At 70.5% G+C, this 25875-nt stretch carries 22 protein-coding genes; 10 read left to right on the top strand and 12 right to left on the bottom strand.

The window, feature by feature from the left end; translation table 11 throughout:
• Positions 1-162 precede the first annotated feature (162 nt).
• Positions 163-2928, bottom strand: a complete 2766-nt coding sequence (locus OG747_RS25330; RefSeq protein ID WP_405881647.1) for a D-alanyl-D-alanine carboxypeptidase — start codon at positions 2926-2928, stop codon at positions 163-165.
• A 231-nt stretch (positions 2929-3159) separates the two neighbouring features.
• Here OG747_RS25330 and OG747_RS25325 point away from each other — a divergent pair, with 231 nt between their 5' ends.
• From OG747_RS25325 to OG747_RS25315, 3 genes are all read left to right on the top strand, one after another.
• A complete protein-coding gene (locus OG747_RS25325) occupies positions 3160-3915 on the top strand; it encodes a GPP34 family phosphoprotein (protein ID WP_405881646.1) in 756 nt (251 codons plus the stop codon).
• Between the two features lie 432 nt (positions 3916-4347).
• Positions 4348-5205 carry a helix-turn-helix domain-containing protein gene (locus tag OG747_RS25320; protein WP_405881645.1) on the top strand — a complete coding sequence of 286 codons (858 nt, stop codon included), beginning with the start codon at positions 4348-4350 and terminating at the stop codon, positions 5203-5205.
• 238 nt (positions 5206-5443) lie between these two features.
• Positions 5444-5653, top strand: coding sequence for a DUF397 domain-containing protein (locus OG747_RS25315; RefSeq protein WP_405881644.1), 210 nt, complete (start codon positions 5444-5446; stop codon positions 5651-5653).
• A 105-nt stretch (positions 5654-5758) separates the two neighbouring features.
• Here OG747_RS25315 and OG747_RS25310 read toward each other — a convergent pair whose 3' ends face one another.
• On the bottom strand, positions 5759-6598 hold the full coding sequence (locus OG747_RS25310) for a hypothetical protein (RefSeq protein ID WP_405881643.1): 840 nt from the start codon (positions 6596-6598) through the stop codon (positions 5759-5761).
• Between the two features lie 91 nt (positions 6599-6689).
• On the opposite strand from OG747_RS25310, the gene OG747_RS25305 reads away from it, so the two are divergent.
• Complete coding sequence (locus tag OG747_RS25305; RefSeq protein WP_405881642.1) at positions 6690-7475, top strand: SDR family oxidoreductase; 786 nt, start codon at positions 6690-6692, stop codon at positions 7473-7475.
• A gap of 349 nt (positions 7476-7824) precedes the next feature.
• Positions 7825-9387 (top strand): sodium:solute symporter family protein, encoded by a 1563-nt coding sequence (locus tag OG747_RS25300; RefSeq protein ID WP_405881641.1) that lies wholly within the window; start codon positions 7825-7827, stop codon positions 9385-9387.
• A 78-nt stretch (positions 9388-9465) separates the two neighbouring features.
• Here OG747_RS25300 and OG747_RS25295 read toward each other — a convergent pair whose 3' ends face one another.
• The 5 genes from OG747_RS25295 to OG747_RS25275 form a co-directional block, all read right to left on the bottom strand.
• Positions 9466-10581, bottom strand: coding sequence for an ADP-ribosylglycohydrolase family protein (locus OG747_RS25295; protein WP_405881640.1), 1116 nt, complete (start codon positions 10579-10581; stop codon positions 9466-9468).
• A gap of 259 nt (positions 10582-10840) precedes the next feature.
• Positions 10841-13231: a tetratricopeptide repeat protein gene (locus OG747_RS25290; RefSeq protein ID WP_405881639.1), complete on the bottom strand. Its 2391-nt coding sequence runs from the start codon at positions 13229-13231 to the stop codon at positions 10841-10843.
• A gap of 84 nt (positions 13232-13315) precedes the next feature.
• The gene (locus tag OG747_RS25285; RefSeq protein WP_405881638.1) at positions 13316-13900 is read right to left on the bottom strand and encodes a hypothetical protein; all 585 of its coding nucleotides are present in this window, start codon (positions 13898-13900) and stop codon (positions 13316-13318) included.
• 93 nt (positions 13901-13993) lie between these two features.
• Positions 13994-16579: a bifunctional FO biosynthesis protein CofGH gene (locus OG747_RS25280; RefSeq protein WP_405881637.1), complete on the bottom strand. Its 2586-nt coding sequence runs from the start codon at positions 16577-16579 to the stop codon at positions 13994-13996.
• Between the two features lie 70 nt (positions 16580-16649).
• Positions 16650-16775 (bottom strand): hypothetical protein, encoded by a 126-nt coding sequence (locus OG747_RS25275; RefSeq protein WP_405881636.1) that lies wholly within the window; start codon positions 16773-16775, stop codon positions 16650-16652.
• Positions 16776-16840: 65 nt separating this feature from the next.
• Here OG747_RS25275 and OG747_RS25270 point away from each other — a divergent pair, with 65 nt between their 5' ends.
• Both OG747_RS25270 and OG747_RS25265 read left to right on the top strand, forming a co-directional pair.
• On the top strand, positions 16841-18376 hold the full coding sequence (locus OG747_RS25270) for a CehA/McbA family metallohydrolase (RefSeq protein WP_405881635.1): 1536 nt from the start codon (positions 16841-16843) through the stop codon (positions 18374-18376).
• A gap of 593 nt (positions 18377-18969) precedes the next feature.
• Positions 18970-19485 carry a DUF2231 domain-containing protein gene (locus OG747_RS25265; RefSeq protein ID WP_405881634.1) on the top strand — a complete coding sequence of 172 codons (516 nt, stop codon included), beginning with the start codon at positions 18970-18972 and terminating at the stop codon, positions 19483-19485.
• A gap of 135 nt (positions 19486-19620) precedes the next feature.
• Here the strand turns inward: OG747_RS25265 and OG747_RS25260 are convergent, their stop codons facing one another.
• The 4 genes from OG747_RS25260 to OG747_RS25245 all read right to left on the bottom strand — a co-directional run bounded on the left by OG747_RS25260 (position 19621) and on the right by OG747_RS25245 (position 23057).
• Positions 19621-20385 carry a TetR/AcrR family transcriptional regulator gene (locus tag OG747_RS25260; protein ID WP_405881633.1) on the bottom strand — a complete coding sequence of 255 codons (765 nt, stop codon included), beginning with the start codon at positions 20383-20385 and terminating at the stop codon, positions 19621-19623.
• Entirely contained in the window at positions 20382-21317 is a 936-nt protein-coding gene (locus OG747_RS25255) for an SDR family NAD(P)-dependent oxidoreductase (RefSeq protein ID WP_405881632.1), read from the bottom strand. Before OG747_RS25255 ends, OG747_RS25260 begins: the two co-directional genes overlap by 4 nt.
• Before the next feature lie 39 nt (positions 21318-21356).
• Complete coding sequence (locus tag OG747_RS25250; RefSeq protein WP_405881631.1) at positions 21357-22121, bottom strand: SDR family oxidoreductase; 765 nt, start codon at positions 22119-22121, stop codon at positions 21357-21359.
• 96 nt (positions 22122-22217) lie between these two features.
• A complete protein-coding gene (locus OG747_RS25245; protein WP_405885661.1) occupies positions 22218-23057 on the bottom strand; it encodes an alpha/beta fold hydrolase in 840 nt (279 codons plus the stop codon).
• 85 nt (positions 23058-23142) lie between these two features.
• Between OG747_RS25245 and OG747_RS25240 the strand changes: the two genes are divergently transcribed.
• From OG747_RS25240 to OG747_RS25230, 3 genes are all read left to right on the top strand, one after another.
• Positions 23143-23751 carry a helix-turn-helix domain-containing protein gene (locus tag OG747_RS25240; protein WP_405881630.1) on the top strand — a complete coding sequence of 203 codons (609 nt, stop codon included), beginning with the start codon at positions 23143-23145 and terminating at the stop codon, positions 23749-23751.
• 67 nt (positions 23752-23818) lie between these two features.
• Positions 23819-24049, top strand: coding sequence for a hypothetical protein (locus OG747_RS25235; protein WP_405881629.1), 231 nt, complete (start codon positions 23819-23821; stop codon positions 24047-24049).
• Entirely contained in the window at positions 24046-24345 is a 300-nt protein-coding gene (locus OG747_RS25230; RefSeq protein WP_405881628.1) for a type II toxin-antitoxin system PemK/MazF family toxin, read from the top strand. The genes OG747_RS25235 and OG747_RS25230 overlap by 4 nt, the downstream gene beginning before the upstream one ends.
• Positions 24346-24380: 35 nt before the next feature.
• Here OG747_RS25230 and OG747_RS25225 read toward each other — a convergent pair whose 3' ends face one another.
• Positions 24381-25868 carry an aldehyde dehydrogenase family protein gene (locus OG747_RS25225; RefSeq protein WP_405881627.1) on the bottom strand — a complete coding sequence of 496 codons (1488 nt, stop codon included), beginning with the start codon at positions 25866-25868 and terminating at the stop codon, positions 24381-24383.
• Positions 25869-25875 lie beyond the last annotated feature (7 nt).

Raw genomic sequence — 25875 nt, 5'->3', positions numbered from 1 at the left:
GACAGGGCGCGGGGCGTTCGCGCCGCGCTCACAGCGCGTTCGCGTGGCGTTCGGGGCGCTACCGGCGTACGAGGGATACGCCACCCGCCGTAAGTGCGCCCCCTCGTACGCCTGCACGCCCTTACGGCGCTCTTACTTCACTCTTACGTACGTCCGCTCAGCTCAGCTCACGCGGGTCAGCTTGGCGCCGAAGCCCGGCTCGACGAGGTCCTTCTGGAGCTCGACGGGAACCTGTACGGCGCTGCTGCTGCCGCCGTCGCCCACGGTGAGCGTGCCCACCTTGGTGCCGGCCGTCGCCGAGTGCGGCAGCTCCGCGGAGACGAAGGACAGTTTCACCTTGAGCCCGGCCCAGCCGACCGCCGTGACGTCCTTGGTGATCACGACCGGCGTACGGCCGCCGAGCCCGTCGTCCACGTACCCGACGACATCGCCCTTCTTCAGGATCGTCGCGGACTTCAGCGAAGCCTGCGCGGCGCGGATCAGCTTGTCGGCCGCGGACAGGGCGCCGCTGAGGATGGTGTTGTCGGAGCCGCCGGGGCCCTGGCTGATCACCGCGCCAACGATGGTCCTGATCTCGCCGCCGACCTCCTTGGTCGCCGCGAAGACGAGGTTGCCGCCGGCCGCGGTGGTGGTGCCGGTCTTGATCCCGATGACGTTGTTGGAGCCGACGAGGTGGTTCCAGTTGCTGTGCTTGGTGCCCTTGTAGTCGGTGTACTCCATCATCCGGGCGACCTCGCGGAAGGCAGCGTCCTTCATCGCGGCCTTCGCCAGCTTCACCTGGTCCGCGGCCGTGCTCACGGTCGTCTTCGTCAGGCCGGACGGGTCGGTGTACGTCGTGTTCTTCATCCCGAGGTCCTTGGCGGCGGCGTTCATCTTGGCGACGAAGGCCGTCTCGGAACCGGCGTCCCAACGGGCCAGCAACCGGGCCACGTTGTTCGCGGACGCGATCAGGACGCCCTCCAGGGCCTCCTTCTGCGTGATGGTGTCACCCGCGTGCACCTTGACCGTCGACTCGTCGCCCGCGACCGACTGGTCCTCGGCCTTCTGGTCCACCTTGATCTTCGCGCCGTCGCCGGACTTGATCGGGTGGTCGCGCAGGATCAGGTACGCCGTCATCACCTTGGCGACGCTCGCGATCGGCGCCGCCTTCTGCGCGCCGGACGTGCCGTAGGAACCGATGCCCTGGACGTCGAGCGCGCCCTGCCCCGCGGACGGCCACGGGATGGAGGCGTCGCCGCCTTCGAAGGTGTACGTCGAGTCGGCGGTGAGGTCGAGCTTGGGGGCGGGCAGCGGGCGCAGCGACTGTACGACCGCGAAGATGATCGCGAGCAGCGCGACCAGCGGGGTCCAGATCTTCACCCGGCGCGCGATCGTCCGCACCGGGGTCTGCGCGGGCGGCGGCGTGTTCGTCAGCTCGGCCAGGAGGTCCAGCGGTGGCTTCGGCGGAAGGGGCTGCTGGGTGGTGCGCTCGGGGCCGACCTGGGGGAGAGCGGCGGTGGCATCGGCCGGTGCCGTGCCGGAGGTTGCGGTGGTCTTCGGCTTGGGAGCCGGCTTCGGCTTCGCCGCGGGTTCGTCGAGGGGCTTGAGGGCGACGAATTTGCTGGTGCGTTCGGCTGCGGACTCGGACTTCTTGTCCGCGGTGTCCTTGTCCGCGGGCTTGTTATCCGCGGGCGACTTGGCGTCGGCAGGCTTGGCACCGCCCAGCTTGAGCATGGTGGTGGGCTGGTCCACCGCCGGGCGCCGGGGCGCCTTGAAGACGGCGGTGGGCTGGTCGACAGGGTGCGGCTTGTCGGCGTCGGCGTCGTCGTCGTCGTCCAGGGAATCCTTGGTGCCCTTGGGATCCGTGGAGTCCTTGGAGGTCGCTGAACCCTCGGAGCCCTCGGAGCCCTCGGAGCCCTCGGAGCCCTCGGAAGCGTCCCCTTGGGAGTCCTTCCGGGCGCCCTTCGAGGAGTCCTTCGGAGTGGGCTCGGAGTCGGAGTCGGCCGCCTTCGGCTCGTCGGCGGTATTCGTCTCGGCGTCCGCCTCGGGGTCGGCACCCGACTCCGACTCAGCGTCCGGCTTCGGCTCTGCATCCGTCTCGGGCCCGACGTCCGACTTCGACTCGACGTCCGACTTCGGCTCAACGTCAGACTTCGACTCTGCATCCGACTTCGGCTCAACGTCCGACTTCGACTCTGCATCCGTCTCGGACTCGACGTCCGTCTCGGACTCGACGTCCGACTTCGACTCGACCTCCGACTTCGACTCGACGTCGGCATCGGCGTCGTCCGCCACCGCGCTCTCGGCTTCAGCCTCAGCCTCGTCATCGTCATCGTCATCGGCATCGGACGCGGCCTCGGACGGGGCCTCGGACGGGGCCTCGGTGTCAGACCCAGACTCCGAAGCCGACGCCCCGTCAGCCGCCCCGTCCTCAGCCGCCGTACCCGCATCCTCGGCGTCCTCGGCGCCCTCCGCGTCCTCCGCGCCCTCGGCGTCCTCCGTGGCGCTCCCAGAGCCTTCCGGAACCTCCGGCTCCTCCTGGGCCTTCTCCTGGGCCGCGTCCTGGGACTTCCCCTCGGGGTCCCGGTCCTCGTCTTCGTCCTCGCCCGTCCCCGCCACCCAGGCGGCCACCGCCGCCCGCAGTCGCGCATCCCCGCCGGAGCCGTTGGTCCCCGACCCGTCGGAGCCATTCGTGCCGGACCCGGTCGCGGCCTTCTCTCCGGACCCGGCGGAACCTTCCGCCACCGCCCGCGTCGAGAACACGGCCGTCGCCTGATCCACCCGCACCGTGGCGGCCCGTTCACGGGCCACCGCCAGACGGGGATCGGCCGTCGCGGCCGCGGCGGCCCGGTTCGGGCCCGGAACCGCGGCCGGGGTCCCCGACGTCGCTTCTACCGACGACGCCGACGACTCGTGCTGCTTCGACCTGTCGGGGGACTCGCCCGCCACCGATGCCTCCTCCGTGCGCCAACCACCGGGCGCCCAACGAACCGTGAAACCCTTGACCCGCCGCCCGGACATCGCTGTCCGAACCATGTACCAGTGTCCTGTGTGCGGGCTTAACCCCTGCGGTAGACGAGAACGACATACCTGCCGGTTCCATCACGAACCGGTCAGGCACTCTCGACAGACCAATGTGAGAGGGGTCACCCTGTCATTCATCCACGCGGGGAGGCATGGATGGGCAGGAGCCGCAGAACACTTCCGGAAGAGCTTCTGCTGCTGGCGCTGGACCCGACCACGGGTACCACCGCACAGCCGCAGTCGCTCGACCTCGGTCTGGCCGGAGCACAGCTAGTAGAGCTGGCGCTGGCCGGACGGATAGCCCCAGACGGGGATCGTATCGCCGTGGTGCAGCCGCGGCCGACTGGAGATCCAACACTGGACTGTGCGTTGGAACTGCTTCGCCGACGCGGAGCACCCGTACGCGCGGTCAACTGGATTGGCGGACCCCGACTGGGACTTCGCCAGACCTACCTCTCGCATCTGGAGAGGTGCGGCATGGTCCATGCCGTGGCCGGCCAGATGTGCGGGGTGCTTCCGACGACTCGCTACCAAGCGACGGACACGGAGATCAGCCGGGAGATCAGGTCCCGGCTGGACAGCGCGATCCGCACCGGCGTACCGCCGGACCCGCGGACCGCGGCGCTCGCCGCGCTGGCCCATGCGGTCGGTCTCGGCAAGCACCTGTACCCGGGCAATGAGGGACGCTCGTCCCGCTCCCGGCTACGGGACCTGATCAGGCATGACCCGATGGGCGGCCTCGTGGCCCACGCGGTCATGGACGTGCAGAACGGTGTGGCCGCACAGCCACGCCGCAGCCCGGCACCGGCAGGCCGTCCGGCCACCGCCGGAGTCAGGTCCGCACCGGAACCCGCCCGCGGTGTTCCGATGCAGTCGCACCACAGTTCCATGGCGCGCGCCGTGGTCCACTGAGCCGCAGCCCCAGGGCGCCACCGGCACCGTACGCACCACCAACGCACCACCCTCAGTACCAGCACCACGAGCACCACAAGTGCCATACACCGCAGTACCAGCACCGCCGGCACGACCTCAGCGCCGCACCGCAGTCCCCAAGACCCGGTTCGGGAGCCGCTGGCTCGCGCGGGGCGGTGGGGCCGTACGTCCGGACGACGACACGGCTCCACCGCCCCGCGCGGCCGCATCTGCGGGCGCCGCGCATATGCGCGCGGTCCAGGCGGAGGTGACGTATGCGTACGCGATCCGCGCAACCCGCCCGCCGACGCTCCGAACTGGCGCGTACCCAGCGCATATCCGCCGTTTTCCAGCGGTAGAACGCACCTTGGTGGCAGTCTGCTCAACAGCAGATACGCAAAGTAGAGGCCCGCAGCCGGAGGTGCACGTCCCGTGGCGTCCAATGTCAATCCCACCGTCCGGCGGCGTCGGCTGGGCCAGGAGCTGCGTCGGCTCCGTGAGCTCAAGGGCATGACGGCCGAAGAGGTCGCCGAGCGGCTGCTGGTCTCACAGTCGAAGATCAGCCGGCTGGAGAACGGCCGGCGCAGCATCAGCCAGCGCGACGTCCGCGATCTGTGCGGGGTCTACGAGGTCGAGGACCACCGGATCGTCGACTCCCTGATGCAGATGGCCAAGGACTCGCGCCAGCAGGGCTGGTGGCACTCCTTCGGCGACATCCCGTACAGCGTCTACATCGGGCTGGAAACCGACGCGGCCTCACTGAGGGCCTTCGAGCCGCAGATCGTCCCGGGTCTGCTGCAGACCCGCCCCTACGCCGAGGCGCTCATCCAGGGGGCACTGCCCGAGACCTCGACAGCCGACATCGAGAAACGCGTCCAGGTGCGGCTGCGCCGGCAGGAACGTGTCTCCACCGAGGACAACCCGCTTCGCCTGTGGGCCGTCCTGGACGAGGCCGCCCTGCATCGCGTCGTGGGAAATCGCCAGGTGATGCGCGAGCAACTGGAGCACCTGGTCGAGATCTCCCAACTCCCCCACATCACCGTGCAGGTGCTGCCGTACGAGGTGGGGGCGCACCCCGGCCTGAACGGTCAGTACGCGATCCTCGAGTTCCCCGACGCGGCTGATTCGAGCGTCGTCTACATCGAGGGCGTCACCAGCGACCTCTACCTGGAAAAGGCCGCGGATGTCCAGAAGTACAGCGTGATGTACGAACATCTCCGGGCCCAGGCCCTGAATGTGGATCAATCGCGCCAATTCATCTCGGACGCCGCGAAAGAGTACGCGCGCTGACGGTCAAAAGCCCGTCCCGCACCCGAAGGTGCGGGAAGATACACCGCCACCGCACCAGAACGGAAGACCCAGTGGAATATGCCATCCGGTCGAGTGAATCACCGCTTCAGGCCGGGATGTTGGCGAGTAGCGTCGATCACGCCATCGAGCAACAACGTTGGCGCAAACCGCACCGCGAGTTCCGGAACGAACCCGTAGTGCGGTGACAGCAACTCAACAACTGGTCACCGGAGCAAAAATGGCAATTCTGCAGGGCATCACGGAAACGTGGACGAAGTCTTCGTACTCGGCCGGAAACGGCGCGTGCGTCGAGGTCAGGTCCGCCCTTCCGTCCGCGTTGGCCGTGCGGGACTCCAAGGTCCCCGCGGGCCCCACCCTGGCGTTCCCCGCGGACTCATGGAACGCGTTCGTGGCAGAGGTGGGCCGAGGGGCTTTCGACCCCTCCTGACACATGATCACTCACAACTTCATACGCACCACCGATAGAGCCCTCTCGACTGGCCCGCCGTCCCGGCCGAGGGGGCTCAGCCGTGGAGTCCTCACCCCCGTACCCTCAGCGGAGCTTGTCGACGTACTGGTCCGTCCCCGGCACCGTCGGGACAAACGGTGCCACCAACTCGACCACCCCCAGACCCGCTTCGGAGGCAGCGGCGTCCAGGCCCGTGAAGTGCCCTTCCCAGCACTCCCGTGGATCCGCCTCCAGGAACCACAGCAGGGTCAGCCGGGTGTCGACCCCCTCGACCTGTTTGACGTACGTCATACGGTCGCCGGGGAGCGGGGTCGGGCGGAAGATCGTGACCATCGCGGCCGGGGAGCCCGCCAGCCGCTTGGGAAGGTGTCGCGACCTCAGCCGCTCCAGCAACTCGGCCCGCCGTTCGGCGGACTCGGCGTCGATAACCTCGAGGACCAGCCCGGCATACGGGTGGTCGAGGGCGTGGAAGTCACGCGGCCCGGCGGCCCCGTCGCGGTACACCGTGGCCTCGTGATCCTGGAAGGCCGTGAAGACATGGGTCCGGTCCTGGTACACCCGGCCGTCGCGATTCAGCCGTTTGTTGATGCCGACGGTCCACCTCATGTGGTCGTCGTAGCGGCCCTCGGTGACCCAGTACGTCGAGAGGTAGCACCCGGCGGTGACCGGCTGGGCGATCGCCGACTTCTCCGGGTAGCGCAGGAGTTGGAGGTCGCGGGTGGCCACCCAGCGTCGCCCCGCGTACATCCAGGGCATGGCCATCGCTCCCGCGATGAAGTGATCATCCTCGTACCAGCGGTTGTACGCGTACTCGTGGCCCGGGTGCGGCTCGACCATGGTGATCAGGGCGTGGCCCGGGTGGACGCCGTACGGGCCGAGGGCGGCCAGTTCCGCGTACACCTCGCTACGGGTCTCCTCCGACATGACGATCCCCTTCCTCGCTCTTCCTTCCTCCGCCGGACGCCCATACTCTGACGCCCCGTCAGGCAATGCGCCAGAGCCGGGGAGGCCGCAGATGTCACTGCTCGCGGGGAAGACCGTCGTCGTCTCGGGGGTCGGGGCCGGGCTCGGCCATCAGGTCGCGGCGGCCGTCGTGCGCGACGGGGGCAACGCGGTGCTGGGGGCACGCACGGAGGCGAATCTCGCCAAATCCGCGGCCGAGCTGGACCCCGACGGCGCGCACACGGCGTACCGGGCGACGGACATCACGGACGAGGGGCAGTGCGAGGCGCTGGCGGGACTCGCGAAGGAGCGGTTCGGGCGGATCGACGCCGTTGTCCATGTGGCGGCCTGGGACAGTTATTTCGGCGGTCTGGAGGATGCGGATTTCGTCACCTGGCAGTCGGTCATCGACGTGAATCTGCTGGGCACCCTGCGGATGACCCGCGCCTGCCTGCCCGCGCTGAAGGTGTGCGGCGGCTCGGTCGTCATCATCGGGACGCAGTCCTCGGTGGCCGCGCCGAGCCAGGTGCGGCAGGCGGCGTACGCGGCGTCCAAGGGTGCGCTGACGAGTGCGATGTACTCGCTGGCGAGGGAGCTGGGCCCGCATCGCATCCGCGTGAACACCGTGCTGCCCGGCTGGATGTGGGGTCCGCCGGTCGAGGCGTACGTCCAGTTCACGGCGCACACCGAGGGCGTACCGGAGGCGGACGTCCTGAAGCGGCTCACCGAGCGGATGGCCCTGCCCGAACTGGCCACGGACGGGGATGTGGCGGACGCCGCGGTGTTCCTGGCGTCCGACCGGGCACGGGCGATCACCGGGCAGTCGCTGCTCGTGAACGCCGGCGAACTCATGCGGTAACCGTGGGGATCGCGCTCCCTTCTCGGCCGTACGGGACCCGCATCCCGTACGCCCGTGCCTTGATCCCGTACGCCCGTGACTTGTCGGTGCCATGCTGACGAAGTGCCCGCTCATGGTGTGGTCCACGTCACGAACACGACAACAGCCGTACGGGTAAAGTGGAGGCAAAATCGTTCTGCTTTCTGATCTGCGTTCATATGCATGACCACGAAGGTCTTGACCGTTCCGTCTGAACGGCGGTTCAATCCCCGAAGTCCCCGCTCCCGCACGGGGGCGCCGCCCATGTGCGTACTGGCGAAGTGCCGTCCGGTATCTGCAGGTTCACAAGGCGGACCCCTGGAGGGGGCACATGAACGGCTTCGACTGGGCCGTCCTGGTCGCGTACTTCGGCGTCATGACCGCGATCGGCTTCTGGTCCCACAAGCGTGTGGACGACGTCAGCGACTTCTTCACCGCGGGCGGCAAGATGCCGTGGTGGCTGTCCGGCATCTCGCACCACATGTCGGGCTACAGCGCGGTGATGTTCACCGGGTACGCCGGCATCGCGTACACGTACGGCATCACGTCGTACGTCACCTGGGCGCTGCCGATCGCCATCGGCGTGCTCCTCGGCGCCAAGCTCTTCGCACCGAGGCTCAACCGGCTCCGTTCCCGGCTGCACGTGGCCTCGCCGCTCGAATACCTCAAGGACCGCTACAACGTGCCGACGCAGCAGGCGCTCGCCTGGTCCGGCATCCTGCTGAAGATCGTGGACGTCGGCGCGAAGTGGGCGGCCATCGCCACCCTGCTGAGCGTCTTCACCGGGGTCACGATCACCCAGGGCATCCTCATCACGGGCAGCATCACGGCGGTGTACTGCACGATCGGCGGGCTGTGGGCGGACGCGCTCACCGAACTCGGCCAGTTCGTGATCCAGTTGCTGGCCGGACTCTCGATGCTGATCATCGTGCTGAACAAGATCTCCGATCAGGGCGGCCTGTCCAAGGCTCTCGATTCGCCGAAGCTGCACGGTCACGCGAACGGATTCGCGGGCCCGTACCTCACCGTCTTCTTCATCGCCTATCTCTTCATCAAGCTGTTCGAGTACAACGGCGGCATGTGGAACCAGGCCCAGCGCTACATGGCGACGGGCAGTGCCAAGGAGGCCACGCGCTCGGCCTTCCTGTCCGCGTCCCTCTGGTTCGTGTGGCCGGTGATCCTCTTCATCCCGATGTGGCTGTCGCCGCTGCTCGTCACCGCGAAGAAGCCGGACGGCTCGGACGCGTACGGCCTGATGACCGAACAGCTCCTCCCCCACGGGCTGTTGGGCCTGGTCGTCGTCGGATTCTTCTCCCACACGATGGCCATGTGCTCCTCGGACGCGAACGCGATCGCCGCCGTGTTCACGAGGGACGTGGTCCCGGTCCTCTCCAAGGCCGCGCGCACCTGGGACACCCGAATGGCGCTCATCGCGGGCCGCGTCACGACCGTCGCCTTCCTCGGCTTCTCCATGGCGGTGGCGACGCAGGTCAACTCCCCCACCTTCAAGGACATCATCACGGTGGTCATCAAGTGGGTGGCGGGACTCATGGGCCCGATCGCGATCCCGTTCATCCTGGGCCTGCTCCGTCCGTTCCGTAAGTCCGGCCCGACGGCGGCCCTCACCAGCTGGGCCTGCGGCCTGCTCGCGTTCTTCTTCGTCAACTACAACCTGGACTTCTCCCAGCGCACGGACGTGAAGCTGGAGTACCAGGTCTCCGTCCCGATGGCCATCTCCCTCGTCCTGTACATCCTCATCGGCTTCCTGAAGCCCGAGGACACACCGGAGCGGGACGCGATCATCGAGAAGATCAACACGGATGACGACGGTTCGACGGCCGCGACGGTGCCCGCCCAGGCGGACGACGCGTCCACCAGCCCGACGGGCGTCTGATCCCTCGTCCCTCGTCCCTCGTCCCTCGTCCATCTGCGGGAGCGCGATCTATTGAGGGTCTGGGGGCGAGAGAAGTCCTCAGGCCCGCGGATAACGGGCCAGCCAGCCCGGCGAGGACCCACCCGGCCCGTGCAGGGCCGGACCCTGCGTCATCTCCATGGCGAAGTCGTCCGCCAGAACCAGCATCGTGGGACGGCCCTCCAGCTCGGCCAGCCAGGCCGGCGGGAGGGCCGTCTCGCCGTGCAGGGCCCCCAACAACCCTCCGGTGAGCGCACCGGCCGCCCCGGAGGGCCCACTCTGGTTCACCGCGAGGCACAACCCGTGCCGGATGTCCTCCCCCACCAGCGCGCAGTACACGGCGACCGCGAGCAGCCCCTCCGCCGTACCGTCCCCGGCGAGCTCCTCGACCCGCCCCGGCGTCGGCATCCCCTGCCGTACGGCCCCCAGCGCATGCTGGAGGGCGTCCGTGACGGGCCGGTGCCCCGGACGCGCGGCGAGGATCGCCAGCGCCCGCTGCACGGCCCCGTCGAGGCTCTCCCCGCGGGCCAGCGCGTGCACGATGACGGCGTACGCGCCCGCCGAGAGGTACGCCGTGGGGTGCCCGTGCGTCTGCGCGGCGCACTCGACGGCGAGCTGCACCACGAGCTGCGGCTCCCAGCCGACGAGCAGCCCGAAGGGCGCGGAGCGGGCCACGGCCTCGGGGCCGACCTCGCCGGGGTTCTTGGGCGCGTCCAGCGTGCCCATGATGTCGTCGCCGAAGCCGACCAGACAGGAGCGGGCCGGGTCGCGACGGGCGTACAGCCACTCCTCGCGGGCCAGCCAGCCGTCCTCCTTGCGGCGCTCGTCCGGGCCCCAGTCGCTCTGGGTGGCCGCCCAGCGCCGGTACGCCCGGTGGAGATCGGTCGGCGGATGCCAGGCGCCGGTGTCACGGCGCACCTGAGCGCGTATCAGACCGTCAAGAGTGAACAGCGTGAGCTGGGTGAGATGGGTGATGGAGCCGCGCCGACCGTGCCCGAACGCGAGATCGACGAGCCCCTCCACGCCGTACGCCTCCCGGATCAGCTCCAGGGTGAGCCCGTCGAGCGGCGCCCCCAGGGCATCCCCCACGGCCGCGCCCAGCAAGGTCCCGCGCACCCGGCTACGGAAGTCCTGCTGCTCCGCACGGCCCCAGACGGCACCGGCTGTCGCACCCACCGAGACCTCCCCAGGCACCGTCCGCACGTCCGACAGCTCAGCACTGTAATCGACCGGGAACGGTCCGTTCAGGGGCACGATCGGTATACGAGTGTGGGTCGAATGAACCCGCCCGGTCAGGTTGCGACGGCTCCCTCGGCGATGTGGCCTTGGTGAGGGCCTGGATCCACTCGGTCCCCCGGTCCGGCCGATGGTCAGCCGTACCAGGTGGCGCGGTACGGACAGGAAGCTGATGAAGCCGCGCCCACCACGGAGTTCGTCAGTTCGGTCCGCCGCTGAGGCGGGCGCGCAGGGCGCCGGCCCACTCGTAGGAAGGGCGGAGCTCCAGCGCGCGGTCCAGGGCGGCGAGTGCCTCCTCACGGCGGCCCAGGTCGGCCAGCGCCGCGCCCCGGCTGGCGTGGGCCGAGGCGTACTCGGGATCGATGGTGAGCGCCTCGTCGTAGTCGGCGAGGGCTTCCTCGTGGCGGCCGGCCGCTCGGAGGGCGTCGCCACGTTCGCAGTGGCCCCAGCCCCAGTCGGGCCAGAGGGCGAGGGCCCGGTCGAGGTCGGCCAACTGGCGGTCGTGTTCGGCCAGTCCACGCCAGGCCCGGGCCCGGCGGCCCAGTGCCCAGGCGTAGTCCGGCTTGAGGTCGAGCGCGCGGCCGAAGTCGGCGAGGGCCGCATCGGGGTCTCCGGCGCGCTCGTGGGTGGCGCCTCGGGAGGCCCAGGCGAAGGCGTTGGCCGGGTCGCGTCGAATGCCTTCGCTCAGGTCCCGGACCGCCTCGCCGTCATGGCGCAGGAGGCGGTGGTGCTCGCCGCGCAGGACGATGTTGTCGGGGTTGTCCGGCTCCAGCTCCACCACGCGCTCGACGTCGGCGAGTGCGCCCTCGTGGTCGCCCAGGCCGCCGCGGGTCAGGGCCCGCCCTCGGTGGGCCCGCACCAGGTACGGGTCCAGGGCGAGGGCGCGGCCGTACTCCTCCAGGGCACGCTCGTAGGCGCCGTCCCGCGCGAGAAAGTCGGCCAGCTCCGCCCGCGCCCGCGCCCGCCAGGGCTCGTCGCCCCGTGCCCGCCCCAGCAGGAACCGGAGCACCTCGGGCTTGCCTCCCTCGTCGAGCACCCGCGTCAGGTCGCTTCCGCAGGCCCGCACGGCCTGGGCGTCCGCGTCCTGTCCCGCGTCGGCCAGCAGCCGCATCCAGCGCCTCACCAGGTCGTCCGCCTGACCACAGGCATCCACGACGTCGGTGAGGACGGCGGGAAGCGCGGAGCGGGGTGCGGCGCACAGCAGGTGGTACGACTCCGCGAGCCGCAGCTCCCGCCAGTCCTCGTCGGCCCACTCGTAGCCGTCCTCCAGCCTGGCCTCGGTCTCCTCCCGCCACCCGGCGAAGGCCGCCGCGAGCTGCTCGTGCCGCTCGGCCCACCGCCTGGGCGAGCCCTTGCGCTGGAGGCGCAGCATCGGGGCCCGTACGACGTCGTGGTACTGCATCCGGTCGCCGCGTTCGTCGACGAACGGTCGTTCCCGCAACCAGCCGTAAAGGGCGTCGAGTTCGGTGTCCGTACCGTCCACCACCGCCCGGAACACGTCCGCGTCCAGGCGCCGCGGCAGCGCACACGCCAGAGCGACCGCGCGCCGCACCGGGTCCGGCTCCCACTTCAGGAACCGCTCCACCGCCGTCGTGCTCGGGTCTCCCACGTCGTCCGGATCGGCCGGCCGGGTCTCCGCGAGGGTCGACACCAGCACCGGCAGCCCGCCCGTGAGCCGCAGCACCTCGTCGACAACCGGCTCGGCCACCACCCCCTTGCCGGCGAGCAGCCCCCGTGCCTCCGCCTCCGTGAACGGCCCGAGCGGCACGTCCGTCATGAAGTCCGCGAAGCCGCCCCAGCGGGCGGTGTCGAAGGGCCGTTGACCGGAGGTGACGATGATGACGTCGGCGGACAGAGTGCCGTAACGGTCGGTGGTGATCACCTCGTGCAGCCAGCCGTCGAGGAACGGCCCGGTGCGTTCGTAGGTGTCGAAGAACAGGACGATCCAGGGCGCCGTCGACGCCGCCTCCGACAACTCGCCCAGCAGCACCGGCGTCAGCACCCGTTCGGGTGTCAGGACCAGCTGCACGTCCTCTTGGCTGCGGAAGCGCGCGCTGAGACTCGCCCGCAACCTGTCTGCACCCTGGGCGAGTTGGCCCGCGTCCAGGGCGCCCGCGAAGGCGCCCACGCCCGGCACCATGCCAAGTCCGACCAGTCCGGCGCGTGCCACCACCAGACCGGCCGCCGAGGGCTCACCGGGTTCGGCGTCGACCAAGGCGACCGTCTCGGCCTCGTGCCGCCGCTCCCGGTGAACGGCGAGCAGCCGATCCAGTTCCTTGAACCTCCGGCCCTGCAAGCCGAGTTGGCGACTGATCGTGCTCATGGCCTCGGGCACGCTACCGACGCTCTCATCGACGTACGCCGTCAAGGCCCCGCGGTCCCGGGCGATCTGCTCGAACTCCCTCACCAGGAAGGTCTTTCCGACCCCCGCGTTGCCGTGCACATGGAAGAGGAAGCGGTGGCGTTCGTCCTCGGGCGGCAGCTCCAGGTTCCGGCGGAAGACGGCCCGTTCGTGGCTCCGCCCCACGAATCCCGCCCGTCTGCGCCGAGCGATCAACTCCTGCATCGACGGTCGTCGCGCCTGCGCCATGCGTCCGCACCCTCCCCCGGAAACCCGCCTCGCCATTCTGACTCAAGGCCGACGGGAGGGAGCGGCCAGGGCCGGGTGGGAAGCCTACGCGACGACCGCGACCCTGGTGTTCGGCTGCGTGGCGAAGGTCCACAGCACCGCGCCGTCCGCCTTGGGCATGCGGATGCCGCTGGTCTGCTTGCCGGCCGCCGCGGGGGGCGGCGAGGAGCTGTCGACCGCGTTGGAGAAGGCGACCGACAGGCCCGACTTGTTGGCGAAATAGACGATGTGCTCGATCCGCACACCGTCGGATCCGGTGGCCGCCGCCAGGGTTTTGGAGATCACGTAAGTGCCGGAGTCGGGGCTCACCGTGCCCGGCCACACCGCGAAGGTGCGGCGGACGGCCTCGCCGGTGTCGACGAGCCACACCCGCCGCTGGGCGAGCGAGTAGACGATCCGCCGTCCGGTGCCCGAGCCGTCGGGTACGGCGGCCGGCTCGGCCTTCTTGGGCGAGGCGGAGGCCCGCTGGCTCGCCGACGCGGACGGCTTCGACTTCGACTTCGCGGCGGAGGCGATCGGGTGCGTCCCTTGGTCGGCCTGCGCGGCCAGGGCGGTGACCCCCACGATCGCCGCGGCGGTCAGACCGGTGACCCAGACCCAGGAGGGAAGCCGTCGGGCAGACACGGACACGCAACTCCTCAGGCTCACACGGCTTCTGGGCCCTCCGCCGAGGGTCGGATCATCGTACTCCGAGGCGACTCGCTCCACCGCATGCTTCGGCCGTCAATCCAGTACCGGCAGCAGCTCCGGCAGATGCCCGTCCGACACGGCCGCCGCCCGCTGCCGCTCCTCCGAGACCTCCCCGTACAGGGTCGTCCGCGGCTTCGCCGGGCGGCCCGCCGCCTCCGCGACGGCGATGAGGTCCTTGACGGACTTGTACGAGCCGTACGACGAGCCCGCCATCCGGGAGATGGTCTCCTCCATCAGCGTGCCGCCGAGGTCGTTGGCGCCGGAGCGGAGCATCTCCGCCGCTCCCTCGGTGCCGAGCTTCACCCAGCTGGTCTGGATGTTGGGGATGTGCGGGTGGAGGAGGAGGCGGGCCATGGCCACCACCGCGCGGTTGTCGCGGGTGGTCGGGCCCGGGCGGGAGATGCCCGCCAGGTACACCGGCGCGTTGGTGTGGATGAACGGGAGCGTCACGAACTCCGTGAAGCCGCCGGTCCGCTGCTGGATGCGGGAGAGCGTGCGGAAGTGGCCGAGCCAGTGGCGGGGCTGGTCCACATGCCCGTACATCATGGTCGAGGAGGACCGGATGCCGAGCTCGTGCGCGGTGGTGACGACCTCGATCCAGGTCGCCGTGGGCAGCTTGCCCTTGGTCAGGACCCAGCGGACCTCGTCGTCGAGGATCTCCGCCGCCGTGCCGGGGATGGTGTCGAGGCCCGCCTCCTTCGCGGCGGTCAGCCACTCACGGATGGACATCCCCGTCCGGGTCGCGCCGTTGACGACCTCCATCGGGGAGAAGGCGTGCACGTGCATGCCGGGGACGCGCTCCTTCACCGCCTTCGCGATGTCGAAGTAGGCGGTACCCGGGAGGTCCGGGTGGATGCCACCCTGCATGCAGACCTCGACGGCCCCGAGCTCCCAGGCCTGCTGGGCGCGGTCGGCCACCTGGTCCAGCGACAGCGTGTACGCGTCGGCGTCCGTGCGGCGCTGGGCGAAGGCGCAGAAGCGGCAGCCGGTGTAGCAGACGTTGGTGAAGTTGATGTTCCGGGTGACGATGTACGTGACGTCGTCGCCGACGGCGGACTTGCGGACGTCGTCCGCGATACGGGTGAGCGCGTCAAGGGCCGGCCCGTCCGCGTGCAGCAGCGCGAGCGCCTCGTCGTCGGTGAGCTTCGTCGGGTCGTCGGCGGCCGTCGCCAGCGCGGCCCGTACGTCCGTGTCGATACGGGACGGCACCATCCCCGGCGCCGCCGCCTCCCGCAACGCCTCCCAGTCGCCGTACACGAGGTCGAAGTCGTCCCGGCGGTCGCCGGTGCGCCCCTCGGTGTCGATGGTGTGGTGCAGATCGGTGCGCCCCGACGCAGTGAAGGCCTCTTCCGGCTCCTGCCAGGGATGCCCTTCGACGACGGCGTCCTCGCGGGCCAGCCCCGTCTCCGGGTCGGCCAGCGCCCGTACGTGCGGCAGCAGCCGCGGGTCCAGCCAGGGCTCACCGCGCTGCACGAACTCGGGATACACGCACAGCCGCTCGCGCAGTGCGAAGCCGACGGCGCGCGACTGCTCGGCCAGTTGCTCGATCTGCGGCCAGGGCCGCTCGGGGTTGACGTGGTCGATGGTGAGCGGCGAGACCCCGCCCCAGTCGTCGATGCCCGCGCCGATGAGCCGCCCGTACTCGGAGTCGACGAGGTTCGGCGGGGCCTGGAGGCAGGCGGCCGGTCCCATGATGTGCCGGGCGACGGCCACCGTGGCGACCAGCTCGTCCAGTTCGGCGTCCGGCATCCCGCGCATCGCCGTGTCCGGCTTGGCGCGGAAGTTCTGGATGATCAGTTCCTGGATGCCGTGGTACGCCCGCGACACGCGCCGCAGCGCGAACAGCGACTCGGCCCGCTCCTCGTACGTCTCCCCGATCCCGATCAGCAGCCCGCTGGTGAAGGGAACGGACGACCGCCCCGCGTCTTCCAGGACCCGCAACCGTACGGCGGGCTCCTTGTCGGGCGAGCCGTAGTGCGGGCCGCCCGGCTCGCTCCACAGCCGGGTCGCGGTCGTCTCCAGCATCATGCCCATGGAGGGCGCCACCGGCTTGAGCCGCTGGAAGTCGGTCCACGACATGACACCCGGGTTGAGGTGAGGCAGCAGCCCCGTCTCCTCCAGGATGCGGATGGAGATGGCACGGACGTACGCGATCGTGTCGTCGTACCCGTGCGCGTCCAGCCACTCCCGGGCCTCGGGCCAGCGGTCCTCCGGCTTGTCGCCGAGCGTGATGAGGGCTTCCTTGCAGCCGAGTTCCGCACCGCGCCGGGCGACGTCGAGAACCTCGTCCGGCGACATGAACATCCCGTGTCCGGCCCGCCGCAACTTGCCCGGCACGGTGACGAAGGTGCAGTAGTGGCACTTGTCGCGGCACAGCCGCGTCAGCGGGATGAAGACACTCTTGGAGTACGTGATGACGCCGGGCCGGCCGGCCGCTTCCAGGCCCGCGTCCCGCACCCGCGCGGCGGACGAGGCGAGGTCGTCGAGGGCCTCGCCGCGCGCCTGGAGCAGCACCGCCGTCTCGGTCACGTCGAGGGCGACGCCGTCCCGGGCGCGTTTGAGGGCGCGACGCATGGAGTTCTCGGTCGGGCCGGTTCCGGAGGTCGCGGAAGTCGTCATCCTTCGAGCATACGATCGCGGTGATCAGGCATTACAGGGCGCGGCCATATTCCTCCGGTACGGCAGATCGTTACAGGTTGCCACTGGCGCCGCCCGGCGGGTCGGGCCCCGACAGTCGCGCCGCCTCCCCGAAAGCTGTCGATTTCCTTCCCTTGTCCCGCAGTTCACAGCGGACCACCAGGGTTGTACGTGCCATCGCGCACCACCCTGCACCGCCCTGCACCACCCATGTCACTGCCACGACACCCTGGGAGCAGCAGCATGTGCGAGGACGAGCACGGCATCGACGGCATCGACGGCATCGGCAGACGCGCACTGTTCGTGACGGGAGCGGCGGCCGCCCTTACGTTGGGAAGTGTGACCTTCGCGAGCGGCTCCGACGCGGCCGACCGTACCGAGACCCGTACGGTGTCCGGCACGCTGCCCACCAGTTCGCCGGACTTCGTGTACCTCCCGGTCGAGGTTCCGCACGGCGTGCGGGAGATCCACGTCGCGTACACCTACGAGAAGCCGTCCGTCCCGGCCGGCACCGCGGGCAACGCCCTCGACATCGGTCTCTTCGACGAGCGCGGCACGGCACTGGGCGGCGAGGGCTTCCGCGGCTGGTCGGGCGGGGCGCGCACCGAGTTCTTCGTCCGCGCGGACGACGCGACACCGGGATACATCCCGGGCGTCATCAGGCCGGGCACCTGGCACATCGCGCTGGGCCCGTACACGGTGGCGCCGCAGGGCCTGCCGTACGAGATCACGATCACGCTGACGTACGGGGAGCAGGGTGCCGTCGTGAAGCCGACGTACCCGCCGTCCCGTGCGAAGGGCCGGGGCCGGGACTGGTACCGCGGCGACTGCCACCTCCATTCCTGGTACTCGGACGGCCGCCGCACCCCCGCGGAGATCGCCGCGCTGGCGCGGGCCGCGGGCCTGGACTTCATCAACACGTCCGAACACAACACCCACTCCTCGCATCCCCACTGGGCGGACCAGGCGGGTGAAGACCTCCTGATCATGCTGGGCGAGGAGGTCACGACGCGCAACGGCCACGTGGTGGCCCTCGGTACGGACCCCGGCACCTTCGTCGACTGGCGCTACCGCGCCCGCGACAACCGCTTCGGCCGTTTCGCCCGCCAGATCCGCCGCGCGGGCGGCCTCGTCGTCCCCGCCCACCCGCACGCCACCTGTGTCGGCTGCGGCTGGAAGTTCGGCTTCGGGGAGGCGGACGTGGTGGAGGTGTGGAACGGCCCGTACACCCCCGACGACGAGGTGACCCTCGCGGACTGGGACAACACGCTGGTGGCGGCCGTCCGCTCGGGCAACCCCGACCGCTCCTGGCTCCCGGCGATGGGCAACAGCGACGCCCACCGCGACCCCGACCCGGTCGGCAGCCCGCAGACGGTCGTCCTCGCCGACGACCTGACCCGCGAGGCCGTCCAGGAGGGCCTGCGCGCGGGGCGCTCCTACGTGGCGGAGTCGAAGGTGGTGTCGCTGTCCTTCACGGCTACTGGTTCCAAGGGCGAGCACGCGGGCATCGGCGGCCGCTTGAGGGTTTCCCCCGACACCCCGGTCACCGTCCGCCTGGAGGCCACCGGCGCCCCACGCTGCACGGTCCGCTTCGTCACCGACCAGGGCGTCCTTTTCACGAGCGCCCCCTTGCCGGTCTCCGGTTCCGGAACGGTGGAGTGGAACACGACGGCGCAGTACGCGGCGTACGTACGGGCGGAGTTGCGCCACGAGACGGCGGCGGGGCCGGTACCGGGTGCGTTGGCGGCGTTCACGAACCCGATTTTCCTGGGGGACTGAAGCGGGTACCGGAGGTAGATCCGGGCCCAGCCCATAGTTCGGCTCCACCCACGTGGGCGGACGCTGCCGGCGCATCCCGGTCGGCGTGGTGGGCGGTCTGGCCGGTGCCCCGGGGGGCAGGGTGTGTGGCCCGGCGAATGTGACACTTGCGCGGCGAGTGTCACATTCCCGCGGCCGACTACCCGTCCGCAGTAGATGCGCCAACGGCGTCCCCGTGGACGGGTGGGACCGACCGCCGCGTACCCGATGCGCGGCACGTCGGGACGAAAACGGACAGCAGCGCGAAACGATCAACGGCCGAGCCTCAGACAGGGCCGTGAACGCTCCCTCACCCGCCCCCGCACCCCCGTCAGACCTCAGAACCAGCGGGGAGCCGTGGTGGCGCACGCGGTGCGGCGGGAGACCGACGCGGTGATCCGCCGGCTTCGGTTCCGGCTGTTCTCACGCCTTCCATGCCGGCTCGGAGCGGGACGCAGATGCAGTACATCGGTTGGGTCACATGACTGTCGCCCGCGCAGCGGCCCGCGCCGGAGGCTGGCCGTGCCCCCAGAAGGGGGGACCCCGTGGTCGCCTCCTGGAGGAGCACCCCCAACATGAGCCTCGTCAACGGCTTGCCCGCGCACGTGCTGTTCGTCCACTTCGTCGTCGTCATGGTCCCCCTGAGCGCGCTGGCGCTCGTGGTGGGCGCCGTCTGGCCGAAGGCGGCGCGGCGACTGGGACTGATCCTGCCCGTACTGGCGTTCGCCACCCTGGTGGCCGTGCCCCTGACGACGGAGGCCGGCGAGTGGCTGGAGCGGCACGTCGGCAGCGACCCGCTGGTACGCCGGCATGCCGCACTCGGCGACGGAATGCTGCCGTGGGCCGCCGGTCTGTTCGTGATGGCGGTGGTCGTGTGGTGGACGACCCGCCGGACGCCGGTGCCGCAAGCCGGCTCCCCGGCGGGCGCCGGGACCCGCGGCGGCGGCATGGTGCGGATCGCCGCGGCCGTACTGTCCGTCGTGGTGGCCGCCGGCGCCGTCGTCGACGTCTACCGCATCGGCGAATCCGGCGCGAGGGCCGCCTGGCACGACGGCTACTCCAAGACCGCCACGGGTGACGGCGGGAACTGACGCTCCGCCCGCTCACAGGGTCCTGATGAACGTCCACACGGCGCCGCGGAATTCGGGGTCGTGGGCGAGGAGGACCGCGACGGCGACCAGGACGAAACGTACTCAGGCCGCCACGAGATCGTGACCTGAGTACCGCTACTCCGGCGTCGTGTTGGACAGCCGGTCCAGCCACTCGCCCAGGAGGGCCGACTCTCCCGGGGTGAAGTCCGGCCTCGGGGTCTGGCGGAGGAGGGCGGCAAGGTGGGTGGCGGTGGCGGGAAGTACCTCTTCCGCCTTCGCTTCCTCGTCGCTGCCGGCCGCGGTCTCCGGCCCCATCGCCTCCGGCGTGAAGACCACCGCGTGCACCGCGTCCCGTACGCGCCGCGACAGGGTCTCGTCGGCGAACGTCGCCGGGCGGGAGACCAGCATCAGGGAGACGCCCACATTGGCAGACATGATCATCTGGGCGGCCAGTTCGGGGGCCAGGCGCAGCTTGCCCTGTTCGGCCGCGCGCTGGAGGTCCGCGGTGAGGATGCGGTGGGACTCCAGGGCCGCGGCCGGCGGGGTGCGCATCGCCGGGGAGTTCATCAGGCGGTAGAGGTTGGGGTTGCGCAGGGCGAACTCGGTGTGGGTGTCCCAGCCGTCGCGCAGGTCCTGGATCGGGTCCGTGCCGGGCCTGCGGCTGCGCTTGGTCGCCAGGTACCTCTCGTACCCGTGGTCGACCACCGCCGACAGCAGACCCTCCTTGTCACCGAAGTGGCGGTAGAGGGCCGGCGCGCCGACCCCTGCCGCCTCGCAGACCGCCCGGGTGGAGACGTCCCCGTCGGGGGAGTTCGCCACCAGCTCGGCCGCCACTTCGAGGATGCGCGCTTTCGTACTGCTCACGGACGTACTCACGGTAGCGACGTTATCCGAGGTCATACGGATGTCCGACGCGGGGAGAGAAGATCCGCGAGGCCGATCCGCGTCAGGAACTCCGCCCGGATACGGTCCGCCACCCGGCTGACCTCCTCCGAACCGTCGTTCGCGGGGTCGACGTGCACCCGGAAGGGGCGCTTCCCGTACGGGGTGTCCACCACGTCGACGATCGCGTCGGCGACGAGCGACACGTCCGCGTCGGCCGGGGCGAGCGCCGCCAGGCGGGCGGACACCTGATCCATCAGGCCCGCGTAGTGCTCCTCGTAGGCCGGGAGAACTGTCTGCTCGGAGGGGCGACCTCCCGTCGCGAAGTGGTTCGTGCCCGAGGTGAACGCGCCCGGCACCACGATCGTCGTCTCGATGCCGAAGCGGGCCAGTTCGGCGGCGTACGACACGGCGAGCGCGTCCATCGCGGCCTTGGCGGCGAAGTACGGCGCCAGGTAGGGCGGGGTGCCGCCCCGGGTGGAGGTCGAGCCGACCCACAGCACCAGGCCGTGGCCCTGGGCGCGCAGGTGCGGCAGCGCGGCCCGGTTGACCCGCTGGGTGCCCAGCACGTTCGTGTCGTAGACCGCGGCCAGTTCGGCGGGCGTGAAGGCCTCCGTCGGGCCGGTCACCATGTGTCCGGCGTTGTGGACGAGGACGTCCAGCGCACCGGCCTCCGCCAGCACCGTGGCGATGGCCGCGTCTGCCGACTCCTGGGAGAGGACGTCGAGTTCGACCGTACGGAGGTCCACCGCGTGCTCGGCGGCGTACGCCTCGGCCTCCACGACCCGGGCCGCGTTGCGCCCGCCGGTGTCCCGCAGCGCGGCGTACACCGTGTGCCCGGCGTGAGCGAGTGCGCGGGCGGACAGCGCGCCGAAGCCCGAACCGGCGCCCGTGATGACGATCGTCCTGCGCTGAACAGCGTCCATGGCTGAACCCCTGTCTGAACCCATGGCTGAACTCCTTTGAAGTCGAGGGGGTACCGAGGGGAGTTACGCGATGCCGCCGTTGGCCCTGAGCACCTGGCCGTTGATCCAGCGGCCTGCCGGGCCGGCGAGGAACGAGACCACCTCGGCGATGTCCCGGGGGGTGCCGAGGCGCTCCAGCGGCGGCTGGGCCGCCATCCGGGCGATGGTCTCCTCGTCCTTGCCGTCCAGGAAGAGGGCGGTGGCGGTCGGGCCGGGGGCCACGGCGTTGACGGTGACGTCCCGGCCGCGCAGCTCGCGGGCCACGATCAGGGTCATGGCCTCGACGGCGCCCTTGGTGGCGGCGTACGCGCTGTACCCGGGGATCGCGAGCGCCAGCACGGAGCTGGAGAAGTTGATGAGCGCGCCGCCCGCGCGCAGCCGTCGCGCCGCCTGCTGGTCGACGACGAACGTGCCGCGGATGTTGGTGCGGTGCATCCGGTCCAGGGCGTCGAGGTCGAGGTCGACCAACGGGGCCAGGGCCATCACACCGGCCGCGTGAACGACGACGTCCACCCCGCCGAACGCGGACTCGGTCGCGTCGAAGAGGGCGGCCACCTCGGTCTCGTCGGCCACGTCGGCGCGGACGGCGATGGCTTCCCCGCCGGCCTCGGTGATCGCGGCGACGGTCTTGTCGGCCTCGGCCTCGTTGCCCGCGTAGTTCACGACGACGGCGTATCCGTCGGCCGCGAGGCGCTCGGCGGTCTCCCGGCCGATTCCGCGGGATCCGCCGGTGACGACGGCCACGCGGCGGGAGGTACCTGACGTGGTGGTGCTGGGCTGCTCGCTCATGACATTGCTCCTCGATGTGGCGGGGGTAGCGGTGTTCACCACCCGACGAGAGCAACGCTAACACCATTACGGTAGCGACGCTACCCGCATTCACACTCAGCCCAGAAACGCCGCTACGGTCGACACGAACCGGTCGGCGTCGTCGAGCCAGGGACAGTGACCCGCCCCCGGCTGCACGACGAGCCGCGCGTCGGGGAACAGTCCCGCGAACTCGGCCGTCGACCCGGGCGGGCTGTTCAGGTCGAGCTCCCCGGTGAGCAGCAGGACGGGGGCCTGGCAGGTGGCGAGCGCCGCGCGGGTGGCCGGCGGATCGAAGGCGCCCTCGGCCGCGAAAAGGGCCACGGCCTCCGGGTTGCCCGGCCGGGCGGCCGCGTGGTGCCGCCGCGCCGCGGCGTCCCACCGACCCCAGAAGAAGGGGGCGATGGCCTCCCAGTCGCTGCCCGTCCCCGCGCCGATCGCCTCCAGTGCGGCGAACGCCGCCGGGAACCACGGCTCACCCTTTCGGAGCCGCGCCAGTTCGCGTCGCGTCTCCCCCGTGATCTCGATACCGACAGCCCGGCTACCGGGGCCGATCAGGGCCAGCCTGCCGACGCGCTCCGGATACCGGGCCGCGTACTGCGTCGCGATGTTCGCTCCGGCGGAATGGCCGAGCAGGTCCGGCCGAGGCAGCCCGAGGTGCGCGCGCAGCGCCTCGACGTCGTCGACCAGGCGGTCACAGCGGTAGGTGGAGGTGTCCCGGGGCAGCGCGGACCGGCCGGTACCGCGCAGATCCAGGACGGCGAGCCGGCGGTGCGCGGAGAGACCCCCGAGGTCGCCGAGGTAGCGGGAGTCCGTGGGACCGCCGGGGATGCAGACGACCGGATCGCCGTCGCCGTCCCGGCCCCCGATCACGCGGTAGGCGAGCCGGGTTCCGTCAGGTGCGGTGAAGGTGGGCATGGCGCGGATCCTGACAGCCATAACCAGGTTATACAACCGAGTTATGCCGAGGATGAGAGCCTCAACCTCGGTATATAACCGAGCTATGGCAGCCGAAGAGGACACGCGTCGAACCCCCGAGCCCCTGACCGAGGCACAGGCCGAGCGGATGTTCGCCGACATGAACGACGTCATCCGCGCAGGCGAGGAGATGCGACAGCTGCGCGCCGAGATGATCAAACTCTTCGCCGACCTCGGCTGGACCCAGGACAGGATCGCCCGCCTCACCGGCATGAGTCAGCCCGCCGTGTCCAAGCAGGTCACCAAGCACAAGGGGGACGACCCGTCACCCCCGCCGCGCCTCTCTCTCGACCAGCACGACACACCCTGGCTCGAAGGACGCCTCTGGGGCCTCGCCGAGGAGATCTCCGAAACGCTCCACGAGGCCGCCCACTGCACCCGCCACCTCAACGCCGCCGCCCGGGGCAGGAAGCACTTCACGCCCCAGAACGTCGACGAACTCCGGCGTCTGGTCGAAGCAGACCTGAGGCTGCACCAGGCCGCTCTGCCCGGCAGCTATCGGCACACGTACGACGAGATCAGCCGCGCCCTCGACACCCCCGACCCCTCAATGACCACCACCACCGAATCGCCCTCCGTACGCCGCACCCTCGCCCGTCAGATCCAGCGCGACCACCTCAGAGACCAGACCTGAACCCCCATCGGGGCCAGTTTTCCCACAGTCGCCACACTCACCACCACATCCACCGTATGATGTCCGCATGACGGTCAACATGACGATGAGCCTGCCCGACGAAGTGGCTGCCTTCGTGAAGGCCAAGGGGAACGCCTCCGCGTACACCGCGCGGATACTGCGCCGACAGATGCTCGCCGAGGAGCTGGAGAAGTCCGCGCGGATGCGGGCCGAGGCGGGCATAGTGATCACTGCCGGGGAGCCCGCCGAAAGCGAGGACGCCACGCTGGAGCGCTGGGCGCGGGTGGCGGGCAGGTGAAGCGCGGCCACGTCTACGAACTGTCGTTCGCCGGAGGTCCCGCGCACGCCCTGGTGATCTCCTCCGACGCCCTCAACACGCAGAACAAGACAGCCACTTGCGTACTCGTCTACCCGCAACAGGTGCGCGAAGCGACCCTTGTTGACATCCCGGTCAACACCCCTTCCTCGGGCACCGTCGTGCTTGGCGAGTTCCGCACCCTCTCAGCCCCTCACTTCACCAAGGAGCTGGGCCCCGTCGACGAACGGGTCATGGAGGCCGTGGAGATCGGCCTCCGAGCCGTCTTCGACCTCTAGCCCCGAATTCGGCCTCTGGCCGCCCCCGAAAAGTGTTACCCCGGCCAAACGATCGCCTGCACCTCGCTGTACGCATGCAGGGCGTACGAGCCCACATCCCGCCCGACCCCGCTCTTCTTGAAGCCGCCGAACGGTGCCTCCATGTTGCGGCCGACGGTGTTGACGCCGACCCCGCCCGCCCTCAGTGCGCGGGCGACGCGGAAGGCGCGGGCCACGTCGCCCGACCAGACGTAGTCGATCAGCCCGTAGTCGCTGTCGTTGGCGAGCGCGATGCCTTCCTCCTCGTCGTCGAAGGGGACGACCACGACGACGGGCCCGAAGATCTCCTCGCGGACCACCCGCATGTCGGGGGTGCAGTCCGCGAGGAGTGTCGGGGCGACGTAGAAGCCGCGGTCGTACGGGGGCCGGGAACCGCCCGTGACGATCCGCGCGCCCTCCTTCCGGCCGAGTTCGACATACGCCTCGACCCGGTCCCGGTGGGCCGCCGAGATGACCGGCCCGACGACCGTCCCCGGCTCCCGCGGATCACCGACCGTCAACCGCCCGGCGTAGGAGGCCAGTTGCTCGACCAGGCGGCCGTAGATCCCCTTCTGCGCGATCACCCTCGTCGGCGCCGTGCAGATCTGCCCGCTGTAGAAGGAGAACGTCGTGCCGATGCCGGACACCGCCGAGTCGACATCCGCGTCGTCGAAGACGAGCGCCGCGCCCTTTCCGCCCAGTTCCATCAGCTGCCGTTTCATCCCGCGCCCGCACACTTCGGCGATCCGCCGCCCCACCGCTGTCGAGCCGGTGAAGCTGACCATGTCCACGTCATCGCAGTCCACGGCGGCCTCGCCGACCTCCGTGCGCGAGCCGCTCACCACGTTCACGACGCCCGGCGGCACGCCCGCCTCCTCAAGCGCCTGCGCCATCCGGTACACGGAGAGCGGGTCCTGCGGGGCGGGCTTCACGACCACCGTGTTGCCCATGGCCAGGGCGGGGGCGATCTTGCCGGCCGGGTTGGCCCACGGATTGTTGTAGGACGTGATGCAGGCGACGACGCCGACGGGCTGGCGTACGGCCAGCGCGCCCATCACGGCCGCCTTCCCGAACGGGCCGGCCTCGTTGATCTGCGGCGGCAGCGGCTGCTCGACGGGCTCCACGCGCGCGTAGCGTCGGAAGCGGGCGGCGCCCACCCCCACCTGCATCCCGCGCGCGGTCCCGGTCGTGGCACCGCTCTCGGCCTGGGCGAGCTCGGCATACGGGAGGAAGTTGCGCCGGATGATGTCCGCCGCCCGGCCGAGGACCGCCGCACGCTCCTCGGGGGGCGTCCGCGACCACGGGCCGAAGGCCTCCCGGGCCGCGGCGGCGGCCGCGTGCACCTGCTTCCGCGAGGCCTCCGGCGCCGGCCCGACGACGCCCTCGGTCGCCGGGTCGATCACCTCGTAGTGCCCGCCGTCCGGCCGGATCCACGAGCCACCGATGAACAGACGTTGTTCCTCGCCCCAATGTGACACATCGCCCGCCTGTGTCACATTGCCCACTGGGTAC

The sequence above is a fragment of the Streptomyces sp. NBC_01384 genome, assembly GCF_045040035.1.
Lineage (GTDB): Bacteria > Actinomycetota > Actinomycetes > Streptomycetales > Streptomycetaceae > Streptomyces.
Note: the sequence above shows the minus strand (reverse complement) of the source record. Positions and strands in the feature narration are given on the sequence as shown.

What these genes read in the sequence shown, in the direction of transcription:
- OG747_RS25325 (WP_405881646.1), top strand. Translation starts at nt 3,160, where the DNA reads ATGGGCAGGAGCCGCAGAACACTTCCGGAAGAGCTTCTGCTGCTGGCG.
- OG747_RS25315 (WP_405881644.1), top strand. Translation starts at nt 5,444, where the DNA reads ATGGCAATTCTGCAGGGCATCACGGAAACGTGGACGAAGTCTTCGTAC.
- OG747_RS25310 (WP_405881643.1), bottom strand. Translation starts at nt 6,598, where the DNA reads ATGTCGGAGGAGACCCGTAGCGAGGTGTACGCGGAACTGGCCGCCCTC.
- OG747_RS25305 (WP_405881642.1), top strand. Translation starts at nt 6,690, where the DNA reads ATGTCACTGCTCGCGGGGAAGACCGTCGTCGTCTCGGGGGTCGGGGCC.
- OG747_RS25300 (WP_405881641.1), top strand. Translation starts at nt 7,825, where the DNA reads ATGAACGGCTTCGACTGGGCCGTCCTGGTCGCGTACTTCGGCGTCATG.
- OG747_RS25290 (WP_405881639.1), bottom strand. Translation starts at nt 13,231, where the DNA reads ATGGCGCAGGCGCGACGACCGTCGATGCAGGAGTTGATCGCTCGGCGC.
- OG747_RS25280 (WP_405881637.1), bottom strand. Translation starts at nt 16,579, where the DNA reads ATGACGACTTCCGCGACCTCCGGAACCGGCCCGACCGAGAACTCCATG.
- OG747_RS25275 (WP_405881636.1), bottom strand. Translation starts at nt 16,775, where the DNA reads ATGGCACGTACAACCCTGGTGGTCCGCTGTGAACTGCGGGACAAGGGA.
- OG747_RS25270 (WP_405881635.1), top strand. Translation starts at nt 16,841, where the DNA reads ATGTGCGAGGACGAGCACGGCATCGACGGCATCGACGGCATCGGCAGA.
- OG747_RS25265 (WP_405881634.1), top strand. Translation starts at nt 18,970, where the DNA reads ATGAGCCTCGTCAACGGCTTGCCCGCGCACGTGCTGTTCGTCCACTTC.
- OG747_RS25260 (WP_405881633.1), bottom strand. Translation starts at nt 20,385, where the DNA reads ATGACCTCGGATAACGTCGCTACCGTGAGTACGTCCGTGAGCAGTACG.
- OG747_RS25255 (WP_405881632.1), bottom strand. Translation starts at nt 21,317, where the DNA reads ATGGGTTCAGACAGGGGTTCAGCCATGGACGCTGTTCAGCGCAGGACG.
- OG747_RS25250 (WP_405881631.1), bottom strand. Translation starts at nt 22,121, where the DNA reads ATGAGCGAGCAGCCCAGCACCACCACGTCAGGTACCTCCCGCCGCGTG.
- OG747_RS25245 (WP_405885661.1), bottom strand. Translation starts at nt 23,057, where the DNA reads ATGCCCACCTTCACCGCACCTGACGGAACCCGGCTCGCCTACCGCGTG.
- OG747_RS25240 (WP_405881630.1), top strand. Translation starts at nt 23,143, where the DNA reads ATGGCAGCCGAAGAGGACACGCGTCGAACCCCCGAGCCCCTGACCGAG.
- OG747_RS25235 (WP_405881629.1), top strand. Translation starts at nt 23,819, where the DNA reads ATGACGGTCAACATGACGATGAGCCTGCCCGACGAAGTGGCTGCCTTC.